Annotated in this window: 27 protein-coding genes; 16 read left to right on the plus strand and 11 right to left on the minus strand. The window is 71.4% G+C overall.

The genetic code is table 11. The features are described from left to right. Positions 1-12 precede the first annotated feature (12 nt). Positions 13-357 carry a metallopeptidase family protein gene (locus C1A38_RS04770; protein ID WP_199180080.1) on the minus strand — a complete coding sequence of 115 codons (345 nt, stop codon included), beginning with the start codon at positions 355-357 and terminating at the stop codon, positions 13-15. Between the two features lie 125 nt (positions 358-482). Next, a complete protein-coding gene (locus C1A38_RS04775; protein WP_013736534.1) occupies positions 483-914 on the minus strand; it encodes an OsmC family protein in 432 nt (143 codons plus the stop codon). 203 nt (positions 915-1,117) lie between these two features. Between C1A38_RS04775 and C1A38_RS04780 the strand changes: the two genes are divergently transcribed. The 3 genes from C1A38_RS04780 to C1A38_RS04790 all read left to right on the plus strand — a co-directional run bounded on the left by C1A38_RS04780 (position 1,118) and on the right by C1A38_RS04790 (position 3,676). After that, positions 1,118-1,819, plus strand: a complete 702-nt coding sequence (locus C1A38_RS04780; RefSeq protein WP_102656602.1) for a hypothetical protein — start codon at positions 1,118-1,120, stop codon at positions 1,817-1,819. A gap of 220 nt (positions 1,820-2,039) precedes the next feature. Continuing rightward, positions 2,040-2,861: an HAD family hydrolase gene (locus tag C1A38_RS04785; protein ID WP_102656603.1), complete on the plus strand. Its 822-nt coding sequence runs from the start codon at positions 2,040-2,042 to the stop codon at positions 2,859-2,861. Continuing rightward, complete coding sequence (locus C1A38_RS04790; RefSeq protein WP_102656604.1) at positions 2,861-3,676, plus strand: HAD family hydrolase; 816 nt, start codon at positions 2,861-2,863, stop codon at positions 3,674-3,676. Before C1A38_RS04785 ends, C1A38_RS04790 begins: the two co-directional genes overlap by 1 nt. Positions 3,677-3,715: 39 nt before the next feature. On the opposite strand, the gene C1A38_RS04795 is transcribed toward C1A38_RS04790, so the two are convergent. Beyond that, entirely contained in the window at positions 3,716-4,321 is a 606-nt protein-coding gene (locus C1A38_RS04795) for a bacterial proteasome activator family protein (protein WP_102656605.1), read from the minus strand. A gap of 98 nt (positions 4,322-4,419) precedes the next feature. Here C1A38_RS04795 and C1A38_RS04800 point away from each other — a divergent pair, with 98 nt between their 5' ends. Next, the gene (locus tag C1A38_RS04800) at positions 4,420-5,217 is read left to right on the plus strand and encodes an alpha/beta hydrolase family protein (RefSeq protein ID WP_102656606.1); all 798 of its coding nucleotides are present in this window, start codon (positions 4,420-4,422) and stop codon (positions 5,215-5,217) included. A gap of 77 nt (positions 5,218-5,294) precedes the next feature. Further along, positions 5,295-6,491, plus strand: coding sequence for an ABC transporter substrate-binding protein (locus C1A38_RS04805; protein WP_102656607.1), 1,197 nt, complete (start codon positions 5,295-5,297; stop codon positions 6,489-6,491). Positions 6,492-6,574: 83 nt separating this feature from the next. Here C1A38_RS04805 and ddaH read toward each other — a convergent pair whose 3' ends face one another. Beyond that, positions 6,575-7,399: a dimethylargininase gene (gene ddaH, locus C1A38_RS04810; RefSeq protein WP_353505508.1), complete on the minus strand. Its 825-nt coding sequence runs from the start codon at positions 7,397-7,399 to the stop codon at positions 6,575-6,577. A 68-nt stretch (positions 7,400-7,467) separates the two neighbouring features. On the opposite strand from ddaH, the gene C1A38_RS04815 reads away from it, so the two are divergent. After that, positions 7,468-7,926: an Lrp/AsnC family transcriptional regulator gene (locus tag C1A38_RS04815; RefSeq protein WP_102656608.1), complete on the plus strand. Its 459-nt coding sequence runs from the start codon at positions 7,468-7,470 to the stop codon at positions 7,924-7,926. A 66-nt stretch (positions 7,927-7,992) separates the two neighbouring features. Beyond that, positions 7,993-9,876: a beta-propeller domain-containing protein gene (locus tag C1A38_RS04820; RefSeq protein WP_102656644.1), complete on the plus strand. Its 1,884-nt coding sequence runs from the start codon at positions 7,993-7,995 to the stop codon at positions 9,874-9,876. A gap of 128 nt (positions 9,877-10,004) precedes the next feature. Here the strand turns inward: C1A38_RS04820 and C1A38_RS04825 are convergent, their stop codons facing one another. The 3 genes from C1A38_RS04825 to mobA all read right to left on the minus strand — a co-directional run bounded on the left by C1A38_RS04825 (position 10,005) and on the right by mobA (position 12,081). Further along, positions 10,005-11,084: a T3SS (YopN, CesT) and YbjN peptide-binding chaperone 1 gene (locus tag C1A38_RS04825; RefSeq protein WP_102656609.1), complete on the minus strand. Its 1,080-nt coding sequence runs from the start codon at positions 11,082-11,084 to the stop codon at positions 10,005-10,007. An 86-nt stretch (positions 11,085-11,170) separates the two neighbouring features. Next, positions 11,171-11,419: a DUF6457 domain-containing protein gene (locus tag C1A38_RS04830; RefSeq protein WP_013736545.1), complete on the minus strand. Its 249-nt coding sequence runs from the start codon at positions 11,417-11,419 to the stop codon at positions 11,171-11,173. Continuing rightward, a complete protein-coding gene (gene mobA / locus C1A38_RS04835) occupies positions 11,416-12,081 on the minus strand; it encodes a molybdenum cofactor guanylyltransferase (RefSeq protein WP_102656610.1) in 666 nt (221 codons plus the stop codon). The genes C1A38_RS04830 and mobA overlap by 4 nt, the downstream gene beginning before the upstream one ends. A 73-nt stretch (positions 12,082-12,154) precedes the next feature. On the opposite strand from mobA, the gene fdhD reads away from it, so the two are divergent. Further along, positions 12,155-13,009, plus strand: a complete 855-nt coding sequence (gene fdhD / locus C1A38_RS04840; protein ID WP_102656611.1) for a formate dehydrogenase accessory sulfurtransferase FdhD — start codon at positions 12,155-12,157, stop codon at positions 13,007-13,009. A 108-nt stretch (positions 13,010-13,117) separates the two neighbouring features. Here the strand turns inward: fdhD and C1A38_RS04845 are convergent, their stop codons facing one another. Both C1A38_RS04845 and C1A38_RS04850 read right to left on the minus strand, forming a co-directional pair. Further along, complete coding sequence (locus C1A38_RS04845; RefSeq protein ID WP_102656612.1) at positions 13,118-13,828, minus strand: GAP family protein; 711 nt, start codon at positions 13,826-13,828, stop codon at positions 13,118-13,120. 76 nt (positions 13,829-13,904) lie between these two features. Beyond that, the gene (locus C1A38_RS04850) at positions 13,905-14,942 is read right to left on the minus strand and encodes a DUF4192 domain-containing protein (RefSeq protein ID WP_102656613.1); all 1,038 of its coding nucleotides are present in this window, start codon (positions 14,940-14,942) and stop codon (positions 13,905-13,907) included. A gap of 228 nt (positions 14,943-15,170) precedes the next feature. Between C1A38_RS04850 and C1A38_RS04855 the strand changes: the two genes are divergently transcribed. From C1A38_RS04855 to C1A38_RS04885, 7 genes are all read left to right on the plus strand, one after another. After that, positions 15,171-16,085, plus strand: a complete 915-nt coding sequence (locus C1A38_RS04855; RefSeq protein WP_102656614.1) for a fructosamine kinase family protein — start codon at positions 15,171-15,173, stop codon at positions 16,083-16,085. Beyond that, positions 16,082-17,092 (plus strand): GTP 3',8-cyclase MoaA, encoded by a 1,011-nt coding sequence (gene moaA, locus C1A38_RS04860; RefSeq protein WP_102656615.1) that lies wholly within the window; start codon positions 16,082-16,084, stop codon positions 17,090-17,092. Before C1A38_RS04855 ends, moaA begins: the two co-directional genes overlap by 4 nt. A gap of 2 nt (positions 17,093-17,094) precedes the next feature. Continuing rightward, positions 17,095-17,340, plus strand: a complete 246-nt coding sequence (locus C1A38_RS04865; RefSeq protein WP_102656616.1) for a MoaD/ThiS family protein — start codon at positions 17,095-17,097, stop codon at positions 17,338-17,340. Between the two features lie 14 nt (positions 17,341-17,354). Beyond that, entirely contained in the window at positions 17,355-18,728 is a 1,374-nt protein-coding gene (locus C1A38_RS04870; protein WP_102656617.1) for a metallophosphoesterase, read from the plus strand. Between the two features lie 61 nt (positions 18,729-18,789). Continuing rightward, positions 18,790-21,984, plus strand: coding sequence for a UvrD-helicase domain-containing protein (locus tag C1A38_RS04875; protein WP_102656618.1), 3,195 nt, complete (start codon positions 18,790-18,792; stop codon positions 21,982-21,984). Positions 21,985-22,383: 399 nt separating this feature from the next. Further along, entirely contained in the window at positions 22,384-22,881 is a 498-nt protein-coding gene (locus C1A38_RS32540) for an LppU/SCO3897 family protein (RefSeq protein WP_102656645.1), read from the plus strand. Positions 22,882-23,016: 135 nt separating this feature from the next. Next, the gene (locus tag C1A38_RS04885; RefSeq protein ID WP_102656619.1) at positions 23,017-24,258 is read left to right on the plus strand and encodes an ATP-binding protein; all 1,242 of its coding nucleotides are present in this window, start codon (positions 23,017-23,019) and stop codon (positions 24,256-24,258) included. Positions 24,259-24,285: 27 nt separating this feature from the next. Here the strand turns inward: C1A38_RS04885 and C1A38_RS04890 are convergent, their stop codons facing one another. Both C1A38_RS04890 and C1A38_RS04895 read right to left on the minus strand, forming a co-directional pair. Continuing rightward, complete coding sequence (locus C1A38_RS04890) at positions 24,286-24,480, minus strand: DUF397 domain-containing protein (RefSeq protein ID WP_102656646.1); 195 nt, start codon at positions 24,478-24,480, stop codon at positions 24,286-24,288. Further along, positions 24,477-25,244, minus strand: coding sequence for a DUF5753 domain-containing protein (locus C1A38_RS04895; RefSeq protein WP_102656620.1), 768 nt, complete (start codon positions 25,242-25,244; stop codon positions 24,477-24,479). The genes C1A38_RS04890 and C1A38_RS04895 overlap by 4 nt, the downstream gene beginning before the upstream one ends. Before the next feature lie 229 nt (positions 25,245-25,473). Here C1A38_RS04895 and C1A38_RS04900 point away from each other — a divergent pair, with 229 nt between their 5' ends. After that, complete coding sequence (locus C1A38_RS04900; RefSeq protein WP_233196622.1) at positions 25,474-25,764, plus strand: hypothetical protein; 291 nt, start codon at positions 25,474-25,476, stop codon at positions 25,762-25,764. Positions 25,765-25,780: the final 16 nt, after the last annotated feature.

Consider the following 25,780-nt stretch of genomic DNA (forward strand, 5'->3'; position numbering starts at 1 on the left):
CTGCGCAAACCGTCAACCCCACCCGAGGTCGTGCAGGCGCTCGTCGTCGATGCCGAAGTGGTGGGCGATCTCGTGCACCACGGTCACCGCCACCTCCTCGACGACGTCGTCCTCGGTGTCACAGATCCGCAGGATCGGGTTGCGGTAGATCAGAATGCGGTCCGGCAGGACACCTGCGTAGTCCCACCCCCGGTCGGTCAACGCGTGTCCCTCGTACAGGCCGAGCAGATCCTCCCCCGGCGGAGGATCGTCCTCCACCAGAATCACCACGTTGCTCATCAGCGCCAGCAGTTCCTCCGGAACCTCGTCCAGCGCCTCCCCCACCAGTTCCTCGAACCGCTCCCGTTCCATCTCCACCGCCACGTCACCATTCTCCCCCACCCCCACCCCGCGATCTTGCACTTTTCGTCGCCGCATAACGGGACGTAAGCCTCATCTCGTCGACCGAAAGTGCAAGATCGCGGCGGTCAGAGGGGTGGGGGTCAGGAGGAGAGGTGGGTGGTGAGGGTGATTTCGGCGCCGGGGGAGAGGAGGCGGGAGATGGGGCAGTTCTGCTTGGCGGTCTCGGCCAATTCGGCGAAGCGTGCCTCGTCGATGCCGGGAACGACACCGACGGTCTCCAAAGCGATGCGGGTCACGGTGAAGCCCGCGTCGGTCTTGTCCAGGTGCACCTTCGCGGTGGTCTCCACGGAGGTCGGCGTCGTGCCGGCGTCGGCGAGGGCCTTGGAGAAGGCCATCGAGAAGCAGCCGGCGTGCGCGGCGCCGATCAGCTCCTCGGGGTTGGTGCCCTCACCCTCCTCGAAGCGGGACTTGAAGGAGTAGTTGCCCTCCAGTCCACCCTTGCCCGTGCGAATGGTGCCGGACCCTTCGGGGAGGTTGCCCTGCCAGCGTGCGGAAGCGGTACGAATAGGCATGCAGCTGACGCTAGTCGAACGCGCACCCGCCGGGCGACCGACCCCGCCAGCTGCGTCCACGTTCCCCGACGGGAGAGGTGGGCTGTGCCAGAATTCGTCACAGACCCCGCCCTGGGCACGCAGCCAAGCCACGAGCAGGCAGCAGGGCCACGAGCAGGCAGCAGGGCCACGAGCAGGCCGCCCGGCCACAAGGAGGCGCAGCGGTGACCCATGACCTCCCCATTCCCCGCCAGGAGGACCGCTCCGAGAGCACAAGCGTCCTTGAGTGGGGCACGGAGGACGAGAAGACCACCAGCACGAGTCGGTGGCGCTCGGCCCTCGGCGGCCTCGGCCACGACCACCGGGTACCGCTGCTGCTCGTCGGGCTCGGTGTCGCCGCCACCCTCGCCTCCCTGCTCGGCGAATGGGTCACCGTCACCCTGCCCACCGGCAGCGAGCGGATCGAGTTGCCGAGCAACGTGTCCGAGATCGGCGGTCTGGGCGTCGGCTACCTGGTCGGGATGCTGATGCTCGGCGTCTCGGTGGCCCTCGCGCTGCGCGGCACCGACAACGTACGCGCCAATGCCCGGGTCGCCGGCCTCGCCTTGGCCGTGGGTCTGGTCGCCGTGCTGGTGGCCACCGCCGTCGCCCTCGAAGACGGCGGCGGCCGCGCGGCGTTGGCCTACTCCACGGAAGACGGATTCGCAGTCGAGCTGGGGCGAGGACTGGTCGCGGCCTTCGCCGCCGTCCTGCTGTTCGCCATCGCCCTCGCCCGCACCACCACCAGGCCCGAGGGTGCGACAAGCGAGCCGGGTCGGCGTCAGCCCCGCCCCCACCGCCAGATCGACGACACCGACGAGGACGAGGGCGGGCGGCCGATCGACATCACCGTCACCCCCACCGTGCCCTTCGCCCGCGAGCCCTGAGCCGACTGATCGGTGCCCCACGCCGCCCCGGCAGACCACCGCACGTTGAGCGGGCCACCGGACGTTAAGCAACAGCCCTTCCGCTCGCCGCATCCGATTCGCCTGGAAGCCGTGGTTGCGACCCGTTCGACGAGGTACGGTTGCTGCCCGCCGTCACGCCGGGTCGCCACCTGACGACCGGAAACGGCTGGCTGCGACGGCGGTGGGCGAAGGAGGAGAAATGACCCGCCCGGGCCTGCCCAAGCTGATCGCCACCGACCTCGACGGGACGCTCGTGCGCAGCGACGACACCGTGTCGGCGTACACCCATGAGGTTCTGGACCGGGTGCGTGCGGCCGGGATTCCGGTGGTCGGTGCCACCGGCCGGGGCCCGCGGCTGACCGAATTGACCCGCAACGACATCCGCGCGGCGGACTTCCTGGTGATGGCCGGTGGCGGCCGGGTGGTCGACCAGAGCGACCCGGCCGGGCCGGTGGTGCTGCGCGACGAACGGCTCTCCAGCGAGGTGCTGGCTACCCTCCTGGCCGACCTGGAAGCCGCGGTCGGCCCGCTGACGGTGATGGTCGAGGCTTCCGATGAGCACGACGCCCCCCTGTGGGGCGACTACCACCCGGCCTGGCCGTATCAGGACCGGTTCGAGGTACGCACCCGCGACGAATGCCTGGCCGGAGACGTGATCAAGGCGTTCGCGCGGACCGCCGACCACCATGTCGACGAGTTGCTGGCGGCCGCCAGGGAGATCATCCCGCCGCACCTGGCCGCGCTCACCCAGGCCGGGCTCGGCTTCATCGAGATCAGCCCGTCAGGGGTGGACAAGGCGACCGGGCTGAGTGTGGTGGCGCAGAGCCTCGGCGTCGACCCGGCCGAGGTGCTGGTCTTCGGTGACATGCCGAACGACCTGCCGATGTTCGAGTGGGCCGGCTGGGCACGGGTGGCGGTGGCGAACGCCCACGCCGAGTTGCGTGCCGTGGCCGACGACGTGACCCTGCGCAACGACGACGACGGGGTGGCGGTCTACCTCGACCGGCTACTGTCCAGGTGATGGAGGCACTCCCACGCCTGGTCGCCAGCGACATCGACGGCACGCTGCTGCGCGACGACGCGACGCTCAGCGCCCACACCGCCGAGGTGCTGGCCCGGATCTCCGCCCGGGGCACGCCCGTCGTGCTGGTCACCGGCCGACCGATCCGCTGGCTGAAACTGGTGTACGACCAACTGGCCGAGCCGGTGCCCGCAGTCTGCGCCAACGGTGCGGTGGTCTACGACCCGGTGAACGACGAGGTGCTGCGCGCCGATCCGCTGGCCCCCGATCTGCTCGCCGAGGTGGCCCGCCGGCTGCGCGCCGAGGTGCCCGGGGTGAGCTTCGCGGTCGAGATCGCCGACAGCCGGCAGATGCGGCACGAGGCGCACTACCCGATGCGCTGGGACGCCGACGACACGGCGATCCGGGTCGTGGCGACTCCGGACGAGCTGCACTCGCTGCCGGCGGTGAAGCTGCTGGTGCGGGCCGAGGAGCAGCAGGATCCCGACCGGTTCACCGAGTTGGTCGCCGCCGCGCTCGCCGGACTGGCCGAGGCCACCCACTCCTCGCGGTCCGGGCTGGTGGAGATCTCGGCGGCCGGGGTGACCAAGGCGGCCGGCCTCGCGTGGTACTGCCACCGGCTCGGCATCGAGGCGGACGAGGTGCTGGCCTTCGGCGACATGCCCAACGACGTACCGCTGCTGACCTGGGCTGGCCGGGCGGTGGCGGTGGCCAACGCGCACCCCGCCGTACGGGAGATCGCCGACGAGGTCACCGCGGCGAACTCGGTCGACGGGGTGGCGGCGTACCTGGAGAAGGTCTTCGGGGTGGACTGACGGCTGCGGGGCGCGGCACGCCGCACCCCGCAGCGATCGTCAGAGGTACTGGCCGGTGCTGTGGCCCTCGCCGCCCGGCACCTGGCCCAGGCCGGGCATGCCCGGCAGGGCCGCTCCGCCCGGCCCGCTCGGCAACGCCTGCCGGCCGGAGCGCATCTGCTCCAACTGCACCCGGGCGGCCATCTGCTGGGCGACCAGGGCGGCCTGGATGCCGTGGAACAGCCCTTCCAGCCAGCCGACCAGCTGGGCATGGGCGATCCGCAGCTCGCCCTCGGTCGGGGCCTGGTCCTCGGTGAACGGCAGCGAGAGTCGCTCCAACTCCTCGCGCAGCTCGGGCGCCAGCCCTTCCTTGAGCTCGACGATCGACCGCTCGTGGATCTCCCGCATCCGATGCCGGCTGGCGTCGTCCAGCGGCGCGGACTTGACCTCCTCCAGCAGCTGCTTGATCATGCTGCCGATCCGCATCACCTTCGCCGGCTGCTCGACCAGGCGAGTGGGGTCCTCACCCTGGCCGTCGTCGGTCTGCACGGTGCCGACGGGTCGGCCGTCCGGGCCGACCACCACCACGGTGCCCGAGTGCCCGGTGCCGTCCCGGCCAGGCTCGTCGTTCTGTCCAGCGGTACGCGCTTCGGTCATGGCATCCATCTTGACTCAGCCATCCCCGTCGTCGCCTGCCGGCCCGGCCGAGAAGGTGCGATGGACCCGTCCGGTCGGCCGCCGACCAGCCGCGCTACCGTCGGCCGATGTCGCCCGATCCCCGCGCCGTGCTCAGCCGACCCGCGCCCGAGCCGGACCTCACCGTCGCCTACGGCGAGCATCCCGACCAGGTCGCCGATCTGCGCCGCCCGCCCGGCGCGGCCGTGCCCCGCCCACTGGTGATCGTGGTGCACGGCGGTTTCTGGCGCGTGGAGTACGACCGGCGGCACACCGACTCGCTGGCCGTCGGGCTGGCCCGGCTCGGCTTTCCGGTGGCACAACTGGAGTACCGCCGGACCGGGCAACCCGGTGGTGGCTGGCCCGGCACGCTGACCGACGTCCGCTCCGGGGTGTCCGCACTGCCGGGGCTGGCCGCCGCTGCGCTGCCCGGTCAGGTCGCGCCGGTGCCGCCGATCCTGGTCGGCCACTCGGCCGGCGGTCATCTCGCGCTGCACACCGCGACGCACTCACCGCAGGACGTCGGCGGGGTGCTCGCGCTCGCCCCGGTCGTCGACCTGGCCGAGGCGTACCGGCTGGATCTGGACGCCGGCGCGGTGGCGGCGTTGTTGGGTGGTGGGCCGGCCGATGTGCCCGATCGCTACGAGGTCGCTGACCCGCGAATCACCCCGCCTCCCTCAACACGGACGGTAGTGATTCATGGCACCCTGGATCAGCACGTTCCGGTCGACATGAGCAGGGCGTACGTGCAAGCCGCACAGGCGCTAGGTGCGGATATGCACCTTGTCGAGCTGCCCGACTGCGAACATTTCGGGCTCATCGACCCGGAGTCTCCGGCCTGGCCGCAGGTTACCGCCGCGTTCCGTTCTCTTGTTGAAGATCATTAACCATTGACGCAGCGTCGCTAAGCAGGTAGAACGCCGGAGGGGCGGGAGGCCCCGGCAGTACATCCGAAGGGAACCCGGTGTCGCAGATGAACCGTAGGCGGACACTCCAGATGCTGGCCGCGCTCGGCGCGGGCGGCCTCGCCGCCGGATGTGCCTCGGACGCCGAGGAGCCCGCGAAGCCGAAGAGTCCGGTCAAGGTCGGGCTCGTCGCACCGCAGTCCGGAGTCGGCAAGGCCGTCGGTGACGAGTTGCGTAACGGCTTCCAGCTCTATCTGGATCTCAACGAGGGCCGGCTCGGCGGCCATCCGGTAAACCTGCTCGTCGCCGACGAGGGTGACACCGTCAAGTCCGGTCAGGCCGCCGTCGACGGACTGCTCAAACAGGGCGTGCTCGCACTGACCGGAGTCGCCTCCTCGGCGGTCATGTTCGGCATCCGGGACACCATCGAGCAGGCCCGGGTGCCGCTGATCGGTTCCAACGCCTCGCCCTCCAGCCTCCAGAGCGTCGTCTACATCTGGCGCACCTCGTACGTGCTCGACGAGGCGGGCCGGGCGCTCGGCCGCTACCTGCGGGACGCGTTGGGCCCCGACGACCGGATGGCGATCGTCATGCCGGAGTCGGCCGTCGGCGGCGACGACGTGCTGCTCGGCTTCCGCCAGGAGTTCGGCGAATCCGACCCGCGCATCGCGGATCAGGTCATCTTCACCACCAACAACGCGAACCCGGGTAAGGGTGCCTTCGTCCGGGACATCGACCGCGCGTTGAGCCGCAACCCGTCGGCCGTCTTCTGCTTCTACTCCGGCCCGGCGGCGGCGGAGTTCATCATGCAGCTCCGCGACGCCGGCTTCCAGGGCGGCATCTACGCTCCCGGGTTCCTCACCGAGGGCACCGTGCTGGAGAGCGTCAGACCGGCCAACGACGCCCTGGGCATCCGCACCGCGTTGAACTACTCCGCCGACCTGAACAACGCCGCCAACCGTCGGTTCGCCTCGGCGTACCGCAAGAAGCACAGCGCCTCGCCGACCACCTACGCGATGGCCTCGTACGACGCGGCGAAGGTGCTCGACCAGGCGATCCGCCTGGCCGGCGAGGACCCCACCCCGCAGACGGTCAACCTGGCGCTGGGCCGCATCGGTCAGATCGACAGCCCGCGCGGTGCCTGGCAGTTCAACCAGCCACGTACCCCGCAGCAGAAGTGGTACCTGCGGGAGGTTCAGCACGACGGCCAGGTGTTGTCGAACGTGATGGTCAGCGAGCTGGCCACGCTGGGCTGACCACCCTGAGCTGACCACGCTGGGCTGGCCACCCCGGTTCATCGCCGCGACGAGCAGGGTCGGCGACCCTGCTCGTCGTCCGCTCAGTGCCGCAACTCGGCGATGCAGCACTTCACGCTGCCGCCGCCCTTCTTCAGCTCGGCCAACTCCACCGGCACCGGTGTGTAGCCGGCCGCCTTGAGTCGCCCGGCCAGCCGGGTCGCCTCGCTGTTGAGCACCACGTTCGCGCCGTCGCTGACCAGGTTGAGTCCGAAGGCGAGGACGTCCTCCGCCTCCGCCAGCACCGCGTCCGGGAAGAGTTGGGCGAGCACCTTCTGGCCGGCCGTGGAGAAGGCGCCCGGGTAGTAGACGATGTTGCCGTCGTCGATCGAGGCGAGAGCCACGTCCAGGTGGTAGAAGCGCGGGTCGACCAGCCGCAGCGAGATCACCGGGCGGCCCAGCGCCTCCTGCGCCTCGGCGTGCGCGGCCAGTTCGGTACGGAATCCGTACCCGGCGAGGATCAGCCCACCGTGCGCCTCCGGCAGGTACGCGAAGTCGCCCTCGCCCTCGTTCGTCTCGTTGGGCGCAATGAACCGCCAGCCCTGCGCCTCGTAGAACGCCCGGTGTGCCGCCGCCTCGGCGGTGCGCTGGTGGTGCTTGAACCGGGCACCGTAGACCGTCCCGTCGACGCTGAACGCGCCGTTGGCGGCGTAGACCATGTCGGGCAGTCCGGGCTCGGGAGCCAGCAGGTGCACCTCGTGCCCCAGACCGACAAGGGTCTCCCGCAGGCGGTCCCACTGCTTGACGGCCAACTCCGGGTCTACCGGCATGGTCACGTCCATCCACGGGTTGATCGCGTACTCGACCGCGAAATGCTCCGGTGAGCACATGAGGTATGTCCGCTTTCGCGGCACTCGCTGCTGGTCCACGATCACTAAGAGTAGGTAGGCTCAGACTTTCGTAACAGCCACGACCATTGCTTCTCAGGAGCGGAACGTTGCAGATCGACGCGGTTGACCAGCGAATCATTGCATTGCTCGTCGCTGATGCCCGTGCCTCGTACGCGGATATCGGCACCCGGGTCTCACTCTCCGCTCCAGCCGTCAAGCGACGGGTGGACCGACTGCGTGCCGCCGGGGTCATCCGGGGATTCACCGCCATCGTCGACCCGGCGTCGGTCGGCTGGACCACCGAGGCGTTCGTCGAGCTGTTCTGCGCCGGCCGCACCACCCCGGCACAGATCGGCGCCGCGGTGCGCCGCCATCCCGAGGTGGTCGGGGCGTACACGGTCTCCGGGGAGGCCGACGCGCTCGTGCACCTGCGGGCCGCCGACATCGCCCACCTTGAACAGGCGTTGGAGCGGTTGCGGGCGGAGGGTTTCGTGACCTCCAGCCGCAGCACCATCGTGCTCTCCCGGCTTGTCGAGTCCCCCGGCGTCGGCCCGTCGATCAGCTGACCGTCGGTCAGGATCTCGCGGCCGGTGCGGAACCGGACGACGACCGGCGGCGTCGAAGCGGACATGATGCGGGCAGGCAGAGTCGTCGCGGTCGGTAGCACCCTTGTCGCGTTGACCCTGCTCGCCGGCAGTACCGCCGGCCCGAACCCGGTCCGGCCGCCCGGGTCGGTGATGGTGCCGGTGGCCGCCCTGACCTCGTTCGACTCGTGCGTCGAGGCCCTGACCGAACTGCGCGCCGCGGCCCGCGACTCGGTGGGGCCGTACGGCTTCGAGGACGGCACGCTGTTGAGTGCCCGGACGGCCGTCGCGGCCGGGGCAGAGGGAGCTTCCGGTTACGCCGCGCCTGACCACTCGAAGACCAACAACCATGAAGCCGACGCGGACGAGCCGGACGTGGTGAAGACCGACGGCCGACGGATCGTCACGGTCACCTCCGGCGTGCTGCGGGTGATCGACCCGGCCAGCCGACGGATCACCGGCCTACTCGACCTGCCCGGCGCGCAGGAGGGCGCCTACTGGGGCTCGTACCGGCTGCTGCTGCACGGCGACCGGGCGCTGGTGCTGGCCGACGGGTCGCCGTTCGTCGCGGTGGACCGAGCCTGGCCGGAACCGCCGGTCGAATCGGCCCGCCTGTTCCTGGTCGACCTGGCCGGTGCGCCCGCGGTGCTCGGCTCGTACCGGATCGAGGGCAGCCTGCTCGACGGCCGGCTGACCGGCGACACGGCGCGGGTGGTGGTCCGCACCGCACCCCGGATCGAGTTCCCGCTCGACGCGACCGGCAGCGACCGGGCCCGAACCCGGCAGAACCGCGCGGTCATCGACCGGGCCGGGATCGAGTCCTGGCTGCCGGAGTACGAGTGGACGGCCGGCGACGAGCGGCACACCGGTCGGGTCGACTGCGATCGACTCAGCCGTCCGAAGCGGATGACCGGCACCTCGCTGCTCACCGTGCTCAGCTTCGACCTCGCCGCCGACCGGCTGGGCGCGGGCGACGCGGTCAGCGTCGCCGCCGACGCGACCACCGTCTACGGCACGGCGCGAAGCCTCTACCTCGCCGGTCAGCAGCCACAACCGGGAATGGGCCTGCTCCGCTGGCGACCCACCGTCCGCGACCAGGTCACCGAGATCTACCAGTTCGACACCAGCGAGCCGGGTCGTCCCCGCTACCTCGCCGCCGGCACCGTGCCGGGCTGGCTGATCAACCAGTACGCGCTCTCAGAATGGGACGGGCACCTGCGGGTGGCCACCACCGTCGGTGACGTCTGGGGCGAGGAACGCCGATCCGAGTCGACCGTACGGGTGCTGCGCCGCGACGGCGGTTCGCTCGTACCGGTCGGTGCGGTCGGTGGGCTCGGACGCGGCGAACGCATCTACTCCGTGCGGTATCTCGGGCCCGTCGCGTACGTGGTGACCTTCCGGCAGACCGACCCGCTCTACTCACTCGACCTGACCGACCCGACGAAGCCGCTGGTGACCGGCGAGCTGAAGATCACCGGCTATTCCGCGTACCTGCATCCGCTGCCCGACGGGCGGCTGCTCGGCGTGGGTCAGGAGGCCGACGGACAGGGCCGCACCGAGGGCGTCCAGGTGTCCCTCTTCGACGTCCGGAACCCGGCCCGGCCGACCCGACTGGATCAGTGGCACCTGCCGTCCGGCTGGTCCGCCGCCGAGCACGACCCGCACGCCTTCCTGTACTGGCCGGCCACCGGCCTGGTGGTGCTACCGGTGGACACCGGCCTACGGCTGCTGCGGGTCAGCGCCGACCGGATCAGCGAGATCGGTCAGGTCACCCACCCGACCGCCACGACGGACAGTGACCGGGCCTGGCGGCGACCGGACGTACAGCGTGCACTGGTGATCGGCGACGTGCTCTGGACCGTCTCCGAAGCGGGCCTGCGGGCCTCCGATCCGGCCACGGCCCAGAGCCTCGGCTGGATCCCGACGACCTGAATCACCCTCCCCCGAGGGGTGGGGCCCGGTATCTGGGGATCTCCGGGCCCCACCTCTTGACCTCGACGGCGCCCGACCTGACCTCGATGGCACCTCGACTTGGTCTCGACGGCATCCCGACGGCGGGCTCAGAGGTACATGCCGGTGCGGTGCTCACCCCGCCCCGGCTTGTCCCCCTCGCCGAAGAAGCGCTTGCCGCCGAACTCACCGTGCAGCCGGTCGTCCAACTCGTCGGCCAAGCCGGTCATCACCTGCACGGCGAGCATCAGGTGGGTGGGCTGGAAGTTGCGGCCGAAGACCGGGATCGACGCCCAGACGGTGTCGTCGGCACAGTAGAGCCGGCCGATCGGCATCCGGTTGGTCAACTCGGAGAGCTTGACGTAGAGCCGCTCGGTGGGCTCGACCTCGGTGAGGACCGGGGAGAAGACGTCGACCAGCGGCGGGTTGTCGCGTACCCGGACGAAGACCATCGCCGAGCCGGCACGGATGTTGATGTCGCCGTCGGAATCGACCTGGACCCGGTCGGAGTCGGACTTCAGCATTGTCGACACCACCGTCCGGACCCGCTCGGCCAACTCCAGCACCTCGGTGTCCGCGCCGGAGTCAGCGGTGTCCGCCAGCGCCTGCGCCAGATCGGTCTCGATTTCCCGGCCGGTACCGAACTCGCTGCGTGCGGTGCCCAGTGGCGCACCGGCAAGCGGCTCACCCTCCGCGTCGACGATCAGGTAGACCAGGAACGCCGGGTGCGGCGCACCGTAGATGTCGCGCAGCGTACGCGAGATCAGGGCGGCCAGCCGGCTGCTCTCGGTCACCGCGCAGTGCAGGCCGAACTGGTCACCGGAGCCCTCCAGCACCCCCGGCGGCGACCAGCCCAGCGCGACCATGTCAGCCACCGCCGACCGGTCCAGCCGGTAGCCCTGCGGCAGGGTCGCGTTGCCCACCGCCCGCGCCGTCAACGCACCGTCCTCGGTGACGTCGACGCTGACGGAGTAGACGGCGTCGTCGATACCGGAGGCCGTCGGGTCGAGGGTCAACTCCACGTGGGCCCCCGGTGGCAGGGCCGCCAGCCGGTCGGCCAGTGCCCGGGCGAACTCCCGCCACGCATGGGTCACCTTCGCCCGTAGGTCGGCCGTGCTCGGCTCATCGAGCAGAATCGACTCGTGGTGTGCCGGCGTGCCGGGCGGTGCCGAGGGGTGGTCTGCCGTCATGATCGCCTCCGTCCGTTCCGGCCACCCTACCGAGCCCGCCGTCTACAGGGATCAGCCCGGACCGTGATCGGACACCGCTCACGCGGTCAGCGGTCGCCGCCCAACTCGACCGGCCAGGTGCCGGCCAACTCGGTCAGCCGGGCAGCTGCCACGGCGGGATCCGCACCCCGGCCGACCGCCAGACCGAGCAGGTAGGCGGTGACCGGTGCACCCGGCCGGAGCACCTGATGGGCCACGTCCCGGGCCAGGTCGAGCACGGGTTGTACCGGCACGTCGGCCGGGTCGACACCCAACTCCGCGCAGGCCGCCGTGAGCCAGTCGTCCATCACCGTCATCGCGACCACTCCTCCGCCTGCCGCAGGTCCCGCTCAGTGTCGCAGTCGAACCAGGGCGCAGGGCCGTCACCGGGCCAGGTCAGCTCGCGTACGGCGAGGTCGGCGAGCAGTTCCCGCAACGCGGCTCCGGCCAGATCGCCCCGTCGAACGGTCAACCGGTCCAGGGCTGAGCGCAGCGCCGCGGGCCGCCACACCCCACAGAGCAACTGCCGCCGCCCGTCCTCGTCCACGAAACAGACCCCGTCGACAGGTCGCGCGCTGCTCGACGCGGCAGGTGGGGCGCTGCTCGGCGCGGACGGTTCGGCGCTGCTCGGCGCGGCGGGTGGGGCGTCGAGGTGACGCAGCAGTTCACCGACGGCGGACCGGGTCAGCAGCGGCAGGTCGGCCGCGAGCAGGGCGACGGCCGGCACCTCAGCGTGGAGCAGGGCCAGCCCGGCTGCGGTGGCGGCCACCGGCCCACCGCCCGGTGGCGACTCGCGGGTCAGTCGTACGCCCGCCGGGGCCGGTCCGGGCCCGACCAGGATCCGAGGCGACGCGTCGGCGACCGCCGCGAGCACCCGCTCCCGCATCGGCACACCGCCGACGGGCAGCGCCGGCTTGTCCAGTCCGCCCAGCCGGCGGGCCGCACCGCCGGCGAGCACCACCGCCGCGTACGCGCTCACCGGGCCACCGTAACGCCACGCACTTCCCAGGGCTGGTCGGGCCGGGGCGCGGCGGTCGGGGCAGGATGGTGGGGTGGGACGTGCTGCTGACCGCCGCGTGGTGCTCCGCGTGGACCTCGACGCCACCGCCGACGGGCGCACACTGACCCGTCGGCCGGACACCCTCGCCGCCGAGGAACCGCTGGAGATCCGGGTCGGTGCGGCCGGGCCGGGTCGCCGCCGCCCGCTGTCGGTCACCATGCGTACCCCCGGCGCGGACCTGGACCTGGCGCTCGGTTTCCTGTTCGCCGAAGGACTGATCCGGTCGGCGGACGACGTGTCGACCGCACAGCTGTGTGCCGGCGCGGAGACCCCGAACACCTACAACGTGGTCGACGTGGCGCTTGCACCCGGCGTGCCGGAGCCGGCTGCCGAGGCGAGCCGCCAGTTCACGACCACGAGCGCCTGCGGGGTCTGCGGCAAGGAGAGCATCGAGGCGGTGCGGACCCGGTCGATGTTCGAGGTGGCGGGCGACCCGCTCACCGTGCCGGCGGAGTTGCTGGCCGAGTTGCCGCAGCGACTGCGCGCCGGGCAGCGGGGCTTCGACCGTACCGGCGGGCTGCACGCCGCAGGGCTGTTCACCGCCGACGGTGACCTGGTGGTGCTGCGCGAGGACGTGGGCCGGCACAACGCGGTGGACAAGGTCATCGGCTGGGCGGTACGCGAACGGCGACTGCCGCTGGCCGGGCACGTCCTGCTCGTCTCCGGACGGGCCAGCTTCGAGCTGACCCAGAAGGCGTGGATGGCCGGTGTGCCGCTGCTCGCGGCGGTCTCGGCACCGAGCACCCTCGCGGTCGATCTCGCTGCCGAGGCCGGGATGACCCTTGTCGGTTTCCTGCGCGGCCGGACCATGAACGTCTACACCGGCCCGCACCGGGTGAGCGCCTGACGCGAGCATTAAGCGGCTCGCGAGCATTCAGCGGCTCGCGAGCATTCAGCGGCTCACGGGCATTCAGCGGCTCACGGGCTCAGCGGTTCGCGAGCGGCTCATGGTCGCTCAGCGGTTCGCGAGCAGCTCGAACAGCCCCAGCCGGACGGCGGCGTCCCGGGCTATCAGGAAGCCGGCGATGCCCAGGACCCAGCCGAGCATGCTCCCGGACGACCTGACGATCCACGCGTTGAGTCGGGCGAGGACCGGCTCGACCAGCCTCGGCCAGGCCAGTCGCGCACCCAGCAACACCACCGCCGGCAGCACCATGACCAGGCAGTATCCACCGAGCAGGGCGACCACCGCCGGCACGTCCAGCCCCGAGGTGCTCAACAGACCGAGGGCACCCAGATACGGCAGCATGGTCGCCACCTCGGCCAACGCGGCGAACAACGCCAACCCGACCAGCCAGCGCCCGGACGAGTCACCGGCGGTGACCCGATCCCGCCAGCGCAGCACCCGACCGGTCCCGGCGCCGCGCTTGCCGTCGTACCGGAAGCTCACCAGCAGCAGGCCGACCCCGAACACCATCTGTGCCCAGATGACCGGCCGGTTCTCCAGCGCTCCGCCCAGCACGTCGGCCAGGCCGCTGCCGCCGAAGTAGAGTGCCAGCCCCACCACGAGATAGAACCCGGCGATGGTGCCCAGGTAGGTCAGGATCCGCCGGCCGCTGACCGGGCCGGGTGCCAGCAGCAGCCACACCGGGATGAACAACGTGCCGATGCTGGTGCTGTCGATCAGGGCGAGCCCGACGAGCGAGAGCAGCAGTGCAACGCTCATGCGCCCCCCGACGCCGCCCGGAACATCCGCCGATTATCCGGCGTCGCGGTCCACCCCGCTGCCCCGGTCAGATGTGTCATCGCCGACGGGGGCGCGACTTGCGCCGCTCTCGGCGGGGTGCCACCACCGGCCCGTCGGCCGGCCACCCGTCGAGCCGGGACGGCGGCACGCCGCGACGCAGCAGGTCGTCGATCAGCAGGGCGAGTGAGTATTCCGGATGCACGGCCAGCACCCGTTCCAACGCCACCGCCGCCAGGGCGCCCTGCCCGGCCCGCCAGGCGGCGAAGGCCAGCAGCGCCCCCGGAGCCGCGATCAGATCCGGTTCGACGCGACGCAGCAACTCCGTCCAGAACGCCACGTCCTCGTCCCGGCCATCGGTGCGCTCCCAGGCGTGGTCGCGTACCGGAAGGTGGGTCAGCAGCAGGCACAGCCAGGCGACCTCGTCGTCGGTGAGCTGCGCACCACGGTCGTGCCGACGCCGGGCGGCACGGTACGCCGCCACACCCGCCGCCCGCAGTGCCCGCGCGCCGAGCAGATCCGCCGGGGGTGCCGCCGCCAGCAACCCGGTCAGCCGCTGCTCGGCCCGCTTCGCGGCGTGCCGGGCCGCTGCCCCGCCGATCGGGGCGAGCTGAGCGGCGAGCGCCGCCCGGTCGGGCAGGGCGACCTGGCCGGCGAAGACGGCCGCCGCTGGCACCGCGCTGCCCTGCGGGTCGTACGCGGTTCCCTCCGGCGGGCAGCACTCCGGTTCGGTGCAGAGGTACGACCACCACCGTCCGTCGGTGACCCGCAGCGCGTCGAGCACGGCCAGGCCGGCCTCGGTCAACGCCCCTCGAACCGCGTCGAGCGCCGGGGTCACCCGGGCGGCCGGACCGTACCCGATCACGGTTGCCGAATCGGCGTTCTGCTGAGCGGTGACCGCCGCGATGTGCCCGGCAGCTTCGTCGTGCTCGGTCTCGCCGGGCAGGTCGCCACGGGCGACGAAGACCACCCGGGAGGCCGACAACGCCACCACCACGACGCTGTCGGTCGGATGGAAGCCGAGCAGGTACGGCACCGCGGCGATGAGGTCGGCGGGCGAGCGGACGGTCAGCCGGGGAATCTCCGTCGAGTTCATGGGGCCAGCCTGCGAGCCGAGCGGTACGCGCCGCCGCCCCTGTGGACGACACGCCGGTTATCCACAGCTACTCAGCGTATTTTCCCTGGTCGGCGCAGTTTCGATCCGTCCGCCACCCCCTGCACTACGCACAGGCCCACGGTGCAGGCGTTAATAAGGGGCCCTTCCTCTACCGGAGGCGTTAATAAGGTGCCCTTCCTTCCCGCCGGAGGCGATACCTTGCGGGGCATGGATCTGGCGTATCTGCGGGCGCATCCGGAGCAGCTGCCGACCTTCCTGACCCACCAGCGGATCCGGGAGACGCCGGTCGGCGGCGGCGACATCTGCGCCGCGTCCCGGCTGACGCTCGACGACGGCCACTCGGTCTTCGCGAAGACCTGGCCGGAACGGGCGCAGCAGCCGGTGCCGGAGGGCTTCTTCGCCACCGAGGCGGCCGGGCTGCGCTGGCTGCGGGAGGCCGACACGGTCGCGGTTCCCGAGGTGCTGGTGGCGCTGCCCGACCTGCTCGCCCTGGAGTGGATCGAGCCGGGTGAGCCGAGCGTCGACGCCGCCGAACGCTTCGGCCGGGAACTGGCCGGCCTGCACCGGGCCGGGGCGTCCGCCTTCGGCGCGTCCTGGCCCGGGTTCATCGGGGCCCTGCCGGCGGACAACACCCCGCACGACGGCCCCTGGGCGGACTGGTTCGCCCGGACCAGGCTGCTGCCCTACCTGCGCCGCTCCGTCGACAACCAGGCCCTGGACGGCCGCGCCGCCGGGCTCGTCGAAGAGGTCGTCGCCCAGATCGACGAGTTCGGCGGGGAGGAGCCGCCGGCCCGCATCCACGGCGACCTGTGGCCGGGCAACCTGATCTGGGGAGCCGACGACCGGGTGTGGTTGGTCGACCCGGCCGCGCACGGTGGGCACCGTGAGACCGACCTCGCGCAGCTCGCGCTCTTCGGTGGCCCGCCGCACGGTGCCCGGATCATGGCCGCGTACGACGAGTCCTGGCCACTGGCCGACGGTTGGCGACAGCGGGTGCCACTGCACCAGTTGCACCTGATGCTTGTGCACACCGCCTTGTTCGGAGCCGCGTACCGGGATTCGGTCGTCGGGCTGGCCCGCGCCGCCCTGAGCGGGGCCGGGCGCGCTACCGTCGACGGATGAGCGTCGCGCCGCCCGGGGGCCTCCTCGTCGACCGGTACGGCCGGACCGCTCGGGACCTGAGGGTCTCCCTGACCGACAAGTGCAACCTGCGCTGCACGTACTGCATGCCCGCCGAAGGGCTGCCCTGGTTGGCCGGGCCGCAACTGCTCACCGACGACGAGGTGATCCGGCTGGTCCGGCTCGCGGTGCACCGGTTCGGCGTCGACGAGGTCCGGTTCACCGGTGGTGAGCCACTGATCCGTCCGGGTCTGACCGCCATCGTGGCGGCCGTGGCCGCCCTCGACCCGCGTCCCCGCATCTCGTTGACCACAAACGGCATCGGGTTGGCCCGGCTGGCACCGGCCCTGCACGCCGCCGGGTTGGACCGGGTGAACGTCTCGCTGGACACCCTGGATCGTGATCGCTTCCTCCGGCTGACCCGACGGGACCGCCTCGACGACGTGCTGGCGGGACTGGCCGGGGCAGCGGCCGCCGGGCTCACCCCGGTCAAGGTGAACAGCGTGCTGATGCGCGGCGTCAACGACGACGAGGCACCGGCGTTGCTCCGCTTCGCCCTCGACCACGGCTACGAGTTGCGTTTCATCGAGCAGATGCCGCTGGACGCTCAGCACGGCTGGGACCGGGCGAGCATGGTCACCGCCGAGGAGATCCTGACCACGTTGGGTGGGGCGTACGAGTTGAGCCCGGATCCGGCCGGACGCGGCGCGGCCCCGGCGGAGACCTGGCTGATCGACGGCGGTCCGGCCCGGGTCGGGGTGATCGGCACGGTGACCCGTCCGTTCTGCGGCGACTGTGACCGGACCCGGATCACCGCCGACGGTCAGGTCCGCAACTGCCTGTTCGCCACCGAGGAGACGGATCTGCGCGGGGCGCTGCGCGCCGGTGCCGACGACGACGAGTTGGCGCGGCGGTGGTCGGCCGCGACCTGGCGCAAACGGGCCGGTCACGGCATCGACGACCCGAGCTTCCTGCAACCCGCCAGGCCGATGTCGGCCATCGGAGGATGACCATGGCGACCGTCACCGTCCGCTACTTTGCCGGGGCGCGAGCTGCGGCCGGGCTCAGCGAGGAGACCGTTGCGGCGGGCCGTACGCTCGACGGGTTGTTGACCGAACTGGCTGAGCGGCACGGTCGGCTGGCCCCTGTGCTTGCCGTGGCAAACTTCTTGGTCGATGGCGTGACCTGTCATGATCGGAACAAGCCGCTGCCGGCCGGAGTGACGATCGACGTCCTGCCTCCCTTCGCCGGCGGCTGAGGGGGACTTCACTCGTGCTCGCGGTACTCGGTTTCGTGGCCACCCTTGCCCTGATCACCGGGCTGATCCACCTTTACCTCTGGAAGCGGCTGGTCAAGGACACCACCAGGCCCGGCCGCTGGCGGCGGATCGGCACGGTCACCGCGGTGGTGCTGGCGCTGCTCGTACCGGCGACGATGATGGGCACCCGCGCCGGCATGTACTGGCTGGCCTGGCCGGGCTACGTCTGGCTCGCGTTGATGTTCTACCTGCTGGTGCTGCTCGTGGTGCTGGAAGTCCCGATGCTGGCGGCCCGCCTGGTGCTGCGCCGTCGCACGGCGGTGGCCGCGCCGGAGCCGGTGCTGGTCGGTCCGGCAAGCACGCCGAGCACGGCGGCCACGACCACCACGGCAGGCACGACCAGCACGGCGGCCACGACCAGCACGGCGGGCACGACCAGCACGGCGGGCACGACCACGGCGACCGACGAGCCGGCGACGCCCGGCACCCCACCGACCGCCGACGAGGCGAGCGAGCCGCCGGCCGCCGGGGCGATCGGGCCGGACCACGATCCGGGGCGCCGGCTGCTGCTGGCCCGAGGTGCCGCGATCTTCGCCGGGCTCACCGCCGCCGGTCTGGTCGGCAGTGGCGTACGCACCGCGATGGGTCCGCCGCGACTGGACCGGGTGCAGATTCCGCTGGCCAAGCTGCCGCGCAGCATGGACGGCCTGCGGATCGCCACCGTCTCCGACATCCACATCGGGCCGCTGCGCGGTCGGATACACACCGAGCGGATCGTCGCCGCGATCAACCGCCTGGACGCCGACCTCGTCGCCGTCGTCGGCGACCTGGTCGACGGTACGGTGGCCGAGTTGGGCGAGGCCGCGGCACCCCTGCGTGATCTGCGGGCCCGGCACGGCAGCTACTTCGTCACCGGCAACCACGAGTACTACTCAGGTGTCGAGGAGTGGGTGGCCGAGGTCGACCGGCTCGGGCTGCGGGTGCTCCAGAACGAGCGGCTGGAGATCGCCACCCGCAACGGTGTACTGGACCTGGCCGGGGTCAACGACGTCAGCGCGGCGGGTACCGGGGTGGCCGCCCCGGCCGACTACGCCGCCGCGCTCGCCGACCGCGACCCGTCCCGCCCGGTGGTGCTGCTGGCACACCAGCCGGTGGCCGCGTTCGAGGCGGCGAAGTACAACGTCGACCTGCAACTGTCCGGCCACACCCACGGCGGCCAGATCGTCCCGTTCAATCTGCTGGTACGGCTCGAACAGCCGGTGGTGTCCGGCCTCGGTGAGGTGGACGGCACGAAGGTGTACGTCACAAACGGCGCCGGCTTCTGGGGCCCGCCGGTCCGGGTCGGCGCGGAGCCACAGATCACTCTCGTGGAGTTGCGCTCGGCATAGCGCACCTCACCTTCGTGCGTGGCGACGCGCGGGAGCGCCACCGGTCGTGGCAGGATGCGGCGTGCCCCCGTTCAGCGCCGTACCCCCCGGTGGCCTGCCGCCCTTCGTCGCGGACCTGCACATCCACTCGAAATACTCGCGAGCGTGCAGCCGTGATCTGACCCTGCCGAATCTCGGCTGGTGGGCGCGACGCAAGGGCATCTCGGTCCTCGGCACCGGCGATTTCACCCACCCCGCCTGGTACGACCATCTGCGCGAGACGCTGCATCCGGCCGAGCCCGGCCTGTACCGGCTGTCGGCGGAGATGGAGCGGGACATCGCCCGCCGCCTGCCGCCGAGGCTGGCCAGCGAGGCGGACACCGACCCGGTCCGGTTCATGCTCAGCGTGGAGATCTCGACGATCTACAAGCGGGACGACCGGACCCGCAAGGTGCACCACCTGATCTATCTGCCGGATCTGGACGCGGTGGGCCGGTTCAACGCCGCGCTGGGCCGCATCGGCAACCTGGGCTCGGACGGCCGGCCGATCCTCGGCCTGGACTCCCGGGACCTGCTGGAGATCACCCTGGAGGCGAGCCCGGACGGCTACCTGGTCCCGGCGCACATCTGGACCCCGTGGTTCTCCGCGTTGGGCTCGAAGTCCGGCTTCGACGCGATCGCCGACTGCTATGCCGATCTGGCCGAGCACATCTTCGCCGTGGAGACCGGGCTCTCCAGCGACCCGGAGATGAACTGGCGGGTCGGCAGCCTGGACCGTTACCGCCTGGTCTCCAACTCCGACGCGCACTCGCCGCCCGCGCTGGCCCGGGAGGCCACCGTCTTCGCCGCGCCTCGGGACTACTTCGGCATCCGGGACGCGCTGCGCACCGGCGACGGGTTGGCCGGCACCATCGAGTTCTTCCCCGAGGAGGGGAAGTACCACGCCGACGGCCACCGGCTGTGCGGGGTGAACTGGGCACCCGAACGCACCCGGCAGGCCGGGGGGCGGTGCCCGGAGTGCGGCAAGCCGCTCACGGTGGGCGTACTCAGTCGGGTCGAGGAATTGGCCGACCGCCCGCACGGGTACCGGCCGGAGCACGCCCGTGAGGTGACCCATCTGATCCAGCTCGCCGAGATCCTCGGTGAGATCAACAAGGTCGGGCCGCGATCGAAGAAGGTCGAGGGGAAGCTCACCGACCTGGTCGCCGCGCTCGGGCCCGAGTTGGAGATCCTGACCCGTACCCCGTTGGACGAGATCGGCCGGGTCGGCGGGGAGTTGCTCGCCGAGGGCATCGGTCGGCTGCGCCGGGGCGAGGTGCGTCGGGTGCCCGGCTACGACGGCGAGTACGGCGTGATCACGCTGTTCGATCCGGCCGAGTTGAGCAACTCCGGCGCCTCGGGCGGCCAGGAGACACTGTTCGACGTGCCGGTCCCCGCGCAGCGTCGACCCGCCGACGCGGACAAGCCGGTCGCCAAGGTCAAGCGGCCGGCGACCAAGGCCGAACCGAAGCGTCAACCGGCCCCACCACCGCCGCCGATCGCCCCGCAGCCCTCTCCGCACGAGCCGTTCGAGCCGATGCTCGCCGGCATGGAGGAGGTCGGCACCGGGCTGCTCGACCGGCTCGACGCGATGCAACGGGTCGCCGCCTCGGCCCCCGGTGGTCCGCTGCTGATCGTCGCCGGACCGGGTACCGGCAAGACCCGTACGCTCACCCACCGGATCGCGTACCTCTGTGCCGAGCTGAACGTCTTCCCCGAGCAGTGTCTGGCGATCACCTTCACCCGACGGGCTGCCGAGGAACTTCGGCACCGCCTCGACGGCCTGCTCGGCCCGGTCGCCGAGGACGTCACGGTGGGCACCTTCCACTCGCTCGGGTTGACCATCCTGCGGGAGAACGCCGAGGCAGCGGGCCTGCCGGGCGACTTCCGGATCGCCGACGACGCCGAGCGGGCAGCGGCTCGCGCGGAGGCCGGCGACGACCTGGCCCGGTACACCGGGCTGCTGCGCAAGCAGGGCATGGTCGACCTGGACGAGCTGCTCACAGTGCCGGTCGCGCTGCTGCGCGAGAACCGCAAGCTGGTCCAGCGGTACCGGGACCGCTGGCAGTGGATCTTCGTCGACGAGTACCAGGACGTCGACGCGGTGCAGTACGAGCTGTTGCGGCTGCTCAGCCCCGCCGACGGCAACCTCTGCGCGATCGGCGACCCGGACCAGGCCATCTACTCGTTCCGGGGCGCCGACGTCGGGTACTTCCTGCGCTTCTCCCAGGACTTCACCGACGCCCGGCTGGTCCGGCTCAACCGCAACTACCGGTCCTCCGCGCCGATCCTGGCCGCCGCGGTACAGGCGATCGCGCCGTCGTCGCTGGTCCGGGGCCGCCGGCTGGATCCGGCCCGGCTCGACCCCGAGGCCCCGCTGGTGGGTCGGTACGCCGCGGCCTCCGTCGCCGACGAGGCCGATTTCGTGGTACGCACCGTCGACGAACTGGTCGGCGGCCTGTCGCACCGGTCGCTGGACTCCGGTCGGATCGACGGCCGGTCGACCACGCTGTCCTTCTCCGACATCGCCGTGCTCTACCGGACCGATTCGCAGGCGGCCGCGCTCGTGGATGCCCTGTCCCGGGCGAACATCCCGGTGCAGAAGCGCTCGCACGACCGGCTGCGGGACCGACCCGGGGTGCTGGCCATCGCCCGCGAGCTGCGGCACGCCTCGGGCGTGGACGGCGCGCTGCCCGCCCGGGTACGCCTCGCCGGGCAGGTCCTCGCCGAACGCTTCGCCATCCCCACCCTGGACGGTTCCGGCGGGGTCCGCCCGGAGGACGTGCGGACCGCCGTCGACCTGCTCACGCCGCTGGCCCGCCGGTGCGGCGACGACCTGGAGATGTTCCTGTCCCAGCTCGCCACCGGCGCGGAGGTGGACGCCCTCGATCCGCGCGCCGAGGCGGTCACCCTGCTGACCCTGCACGCCGCGAAGGGCCTGGAGTTCCCAGTGGTCTTCCTGGTCGGTGCCGAGGACGGGCTGCTGCCGCTGCGCTGGCCGGGCTCGACGCCCGACGACGACGCGGTCGCCGAGGAACGCCGGTTGTTCTTCGTCGGCCTGACCCGGGCGCAGGATCGGCTCTACGTCAGCCACGCGGCCCGTCGGGTCCGGCACGGCTCGGAGCACGACTGCCGACCGTCGCCGTTCCTTGATGTGATCGATCCGGGTCTGTTCGAGCGACTCGGTGACGTTGACGCACCTCGCCGTCCGAAGGACCGTCAGCTGCGGCTCATCTGACCCACCTGCGAAGAGTTGACCGGCTGCCTTCCGGGCCGAGCCGAGCCGGCGTACGCGCTACCGTGACGTGGGTGACGGAGGAGGGCGTGCATGGCGAACTACGGACCACCGGGCGGCGGCCCGCAACCGTGGCACGAGCCGCGACCCGGCGAGGTGCACGGCCAGGTGTACGGCTCCGGGCAGACCCACGAACCCGGGCAGGTGTACGACTCCGGCCACGTCTACGGCTCCGGGCAGGTGTACGGCTCCGGCCAGGGCGGCTACGAGGCTGGGCAGGGGTACGGCGCTGGGCAGGGCTATGAAGCTGGGCAGGGGTACGGCGCTGGGCAGGGCTACGAGGCTGGGCAGGGCTATGGCGGGTATCCGCAGGGTGGCCAGGTCCGTCAGGACGACGCGGGGGTGGCTGCGTACGCCGGTCAACCCACGCCACCGCCGGAGCGTCGGCGCGGTCGTACGCCGATGATCGCCGCGCTGGTGGCGGTGCTGGTGTTGGCCGCCGCCGGCGGGGTGGCGTTCTACCTGCTCGGGCAGGACGAGTCGACTCCCGCTGCGGTGGCCGCGCCGACCCAGGATCCGCTGCCGACCGACGATCCGTCCGACGACGAGGAAGACCCCGGGACCGGGGTCCCGGCCGCCAACTCGTCCACCGATCCCCGGTTCGTCGAGCAGGGACAGTGTGTGCGCAACGACGCGCCGACCGGCGGCAAACCCAAGCTGCTGATCACCGACTGCGAACCCTCGGCGTACGAGGTGTTGCAGCGCTTCGACGGCAAGACCAGCGGGGAGAAGGACGCCGAGGCGAAGTGCGCCAAGGTCGACGGTTACACGAACTGGTACTTCTACGACAGCGAGTTGGACTCGCTCGACTTCGTCCTCTGCCTGAAGCGACGCGGCTGAGTCGACGATCGGCAAAACTAGTGCTGTCTAGCGTGGATGCTAGACAGCACTAGTTTTATGTCGACGGTCGACACGCCGTAGCCTCCTCTACCGATGTCTAGCTCCTTGGCTAGACGGCCCGATACTCTGCGATTCGTGGATCCGGTCCGCAACCCGTACGCTCCGGGCGCCGGTCAGCGCCCGCCCGAACTCGCCGGGCGGGGGCGGGAACTGGACGTCTTCGACATCGTCCTGGAACGGATCGCGCGCGGCCGACCGGAACGCAGCCTGATGCTCACCGGCCTGCGGGGCGTCGGCAAGACCGTACTGCTCAACACGCTTCGATCGCAGGCCATCAACCGGCTCTGGGGCAGCGGCAAGATCGAGGCTCGACCGGATCAGTCGCTGCGCCGACCGATCGCCGCCGCCCTGCACATGGCCGTCCGGGAACTCGCTCCCCGGCACCGGGCACCGGACCGCATCGACGCCTTCCTCGGGGTGCTCAAAGCCTTCGCCCAACGGGGTGCCCCGACCGGCCGGGGTGGTGCCGCCCCGAAGCTGCGGGACCGCTGGCAGCCCGGCATCGACGTACCGGCGGCCAGGGGACGCGCCGACTCCGGCGACATCGAGATCGACCTGGTGGAGCTGCTCACCGACGCCGCCTCGGTCGCCAGCGACGTCGGCACCGGCGTGGCCATCTTCATCGACGAGATGCAGGACCTCGGGCCGGAGGAGGTCTCCGCGCTCTGCGCCGCCTGCCACGAACTGTCCCAACTCGGCGCGCCACTCATCGTGGTCGGCGCGGGACTGCCGCACCTGCCGGCGGTACTGAGCGCGGCCAAGTCGTACTCCGAGCGGCTGTTCCGCTACCAACGCATCGACCGGCTCGACCGGATCGCCGCCGACCAGGCACTCTGCGCCCCGGCCGAGCGCGAGGACGTGGAGTACGAGGCGAAGGCGCTCGACCTGCTCTACGAGAAGTCCGGCGGCTACCCGTACTTCGTCCAGGCGTACGGCAAGGCGACCTGGGATCACGCGCCCCGCTCACCGATCACCGCTGCCGACGTACGGGTTGCCGCGCCGGAGGCCGAGGCGGAGTTGGCGGTGGGCTTCTTCGGCTCCCGGTTCGAGCGGGCCACCCCGGCGGAACGGGAGTACATGCGGGCGATGGCCGCCCTCTCCCTGGTCGAGGGGGCAGCGGATGGCGGCGGACGGGACGACATGGACGCGGCGGTGCCGACCGCCGAGATCGCCCGCGCCCTCGGTCGTAAGCCCGCCAGCCTCTCCCCGGCCCGCGACGCGCTGATCAAGAAGGGGCTTATCTACTCCGGAGAACGCGGCACTGTCGCCTTCACCGTCCCCCACTTCGGCCGCTACCTGCGCACCCAACCCGCCTGACTGTCGGCCGGCTTCGGTTGAGGGGTGTCAGGCGGTCGGGCTGCCGGCCTTTGCCAGCTCGACGAAGGAGTGCCAGGCCGTCGGCTCGAAGGCGAGCGTCCCGCCGTCGCGGTCCTTGGTGTCCCGGACGAGGACGACGCCGGGGAGGTTGTCGGCGACCTCGACACAGTCACCGCCGTTGTTGCCGCTCTTGCTGCTCTTACGCCACTGCGCACCGGTCATGTCCATGATGCTGCCGCTTCCGTGATCAGCTCCAGGGACTGCGTCCGCGACAGGGCCTCGCCACGGATGCGTTCCCACCTGCGGCCCAGGGTAGCAACGTCCGCAGGGTTATCGATGATCTTCGCCTCGGCCTGGCTGTCGGCGTGACCGAGCACGCTGCCGTCGTCCAGTTCGGCGAGGGTGAAGGGTCCGCCCAGACCGGGGTACATGCCGACCGACGCGGGCACGACGTGGATCGTCGTGGTGGGGTGGGTGCCGCACGCCACCAGGTGCTCACACTGTTCCCGCATCAGGGCCCGGTCACCGTAGGCGGACCGACGCAGCACCAACTCGTCGAGCACCACGACCAGCATCGGTGGGTTGTCCCGCCGCAGGATCGCCTGCCGTTGAAGGCGGGCCTCCACTAATCGTCCGACATCGTCGGTGGTCAGCTTTTCCCCGGCCAGCGTCGCCCGCGCGTACGCCTCGGTCTGGAGCAGACCCGGCACCCAGGCCAACTGGAAAGCGCGCAGCGCCACCGCCTCGCGCTCGATGTCCACCCACCGCCGGAACCAGGCCGGCTCGCGCCGCTTGAGAACGTCTGGCCACAGCTCGGTCACCTCGCGACCGAGGACCGCGGCGACCCTCCGGCGTGTCTGCGGACGCGGGATGCGTCCATGGCTCGCCCACCGCGCGGCGGTCTTCGGGTCGACACCGACCTGCGCCGCGAGGGTGTCGGCGGTCTCGCCCGCCTCGGTCATGGCTGCTACAACGGCACGGTTCACTCTGCGGTCCCTCCTGGACGTCCCGGGACACTCAGTCTCCACTCCGATACGGGGTGTATGGGGGACGCAATCGCCGGAAAGGTGGAAATCAGGACGGCGCTGCCAGTGGAGGACCCGAACCCGCTGGTCGCGCTGTCGGGGCCGCCCCGACCCGGCGAGCACCTCCGGGGCGGCCCCTTCCATCTCTGCTGGTAGCCGAGGAGGCACCCGTGTCCGACCGTGATGCCCGGTGACCGGCCGTCGGGAGGACGGGATTCCCCGGGTGAGCCCCGGCGTCTACCTGCTGAACCGGGACGCGTCTCCGCAGTTCCACGTGCCGATCCTGGTCCGCGTGATCCGCGAACTGACCGACCGCCACCCGCCGTACGGCTGGACGTGGATCGACTGCTACCAGCTCGACCGGCACGGAGACGCGACCGAGAAGCGTCAGTTGTTCGTGATGCCGGAGGGGATCCGCCCGGTGCACGTCGCGCCGGTCCCGTACCCCGCTCGACGCGCTTCGGCGCGGACCAGCCGGTGAGGTGTCCGCACGGGGA

The sequence above is a fragment of the Verrucosispora sp. ts21 genome, from assembly GCF_002879555.1.
Taxonomy (GTDB): domain Bacteria; phylum Actinomycetota; class Actinomycetes; order Mycobacteriales; family Micromonosporaceae; genus Micromonospora; species Micromonospora gifhornensis.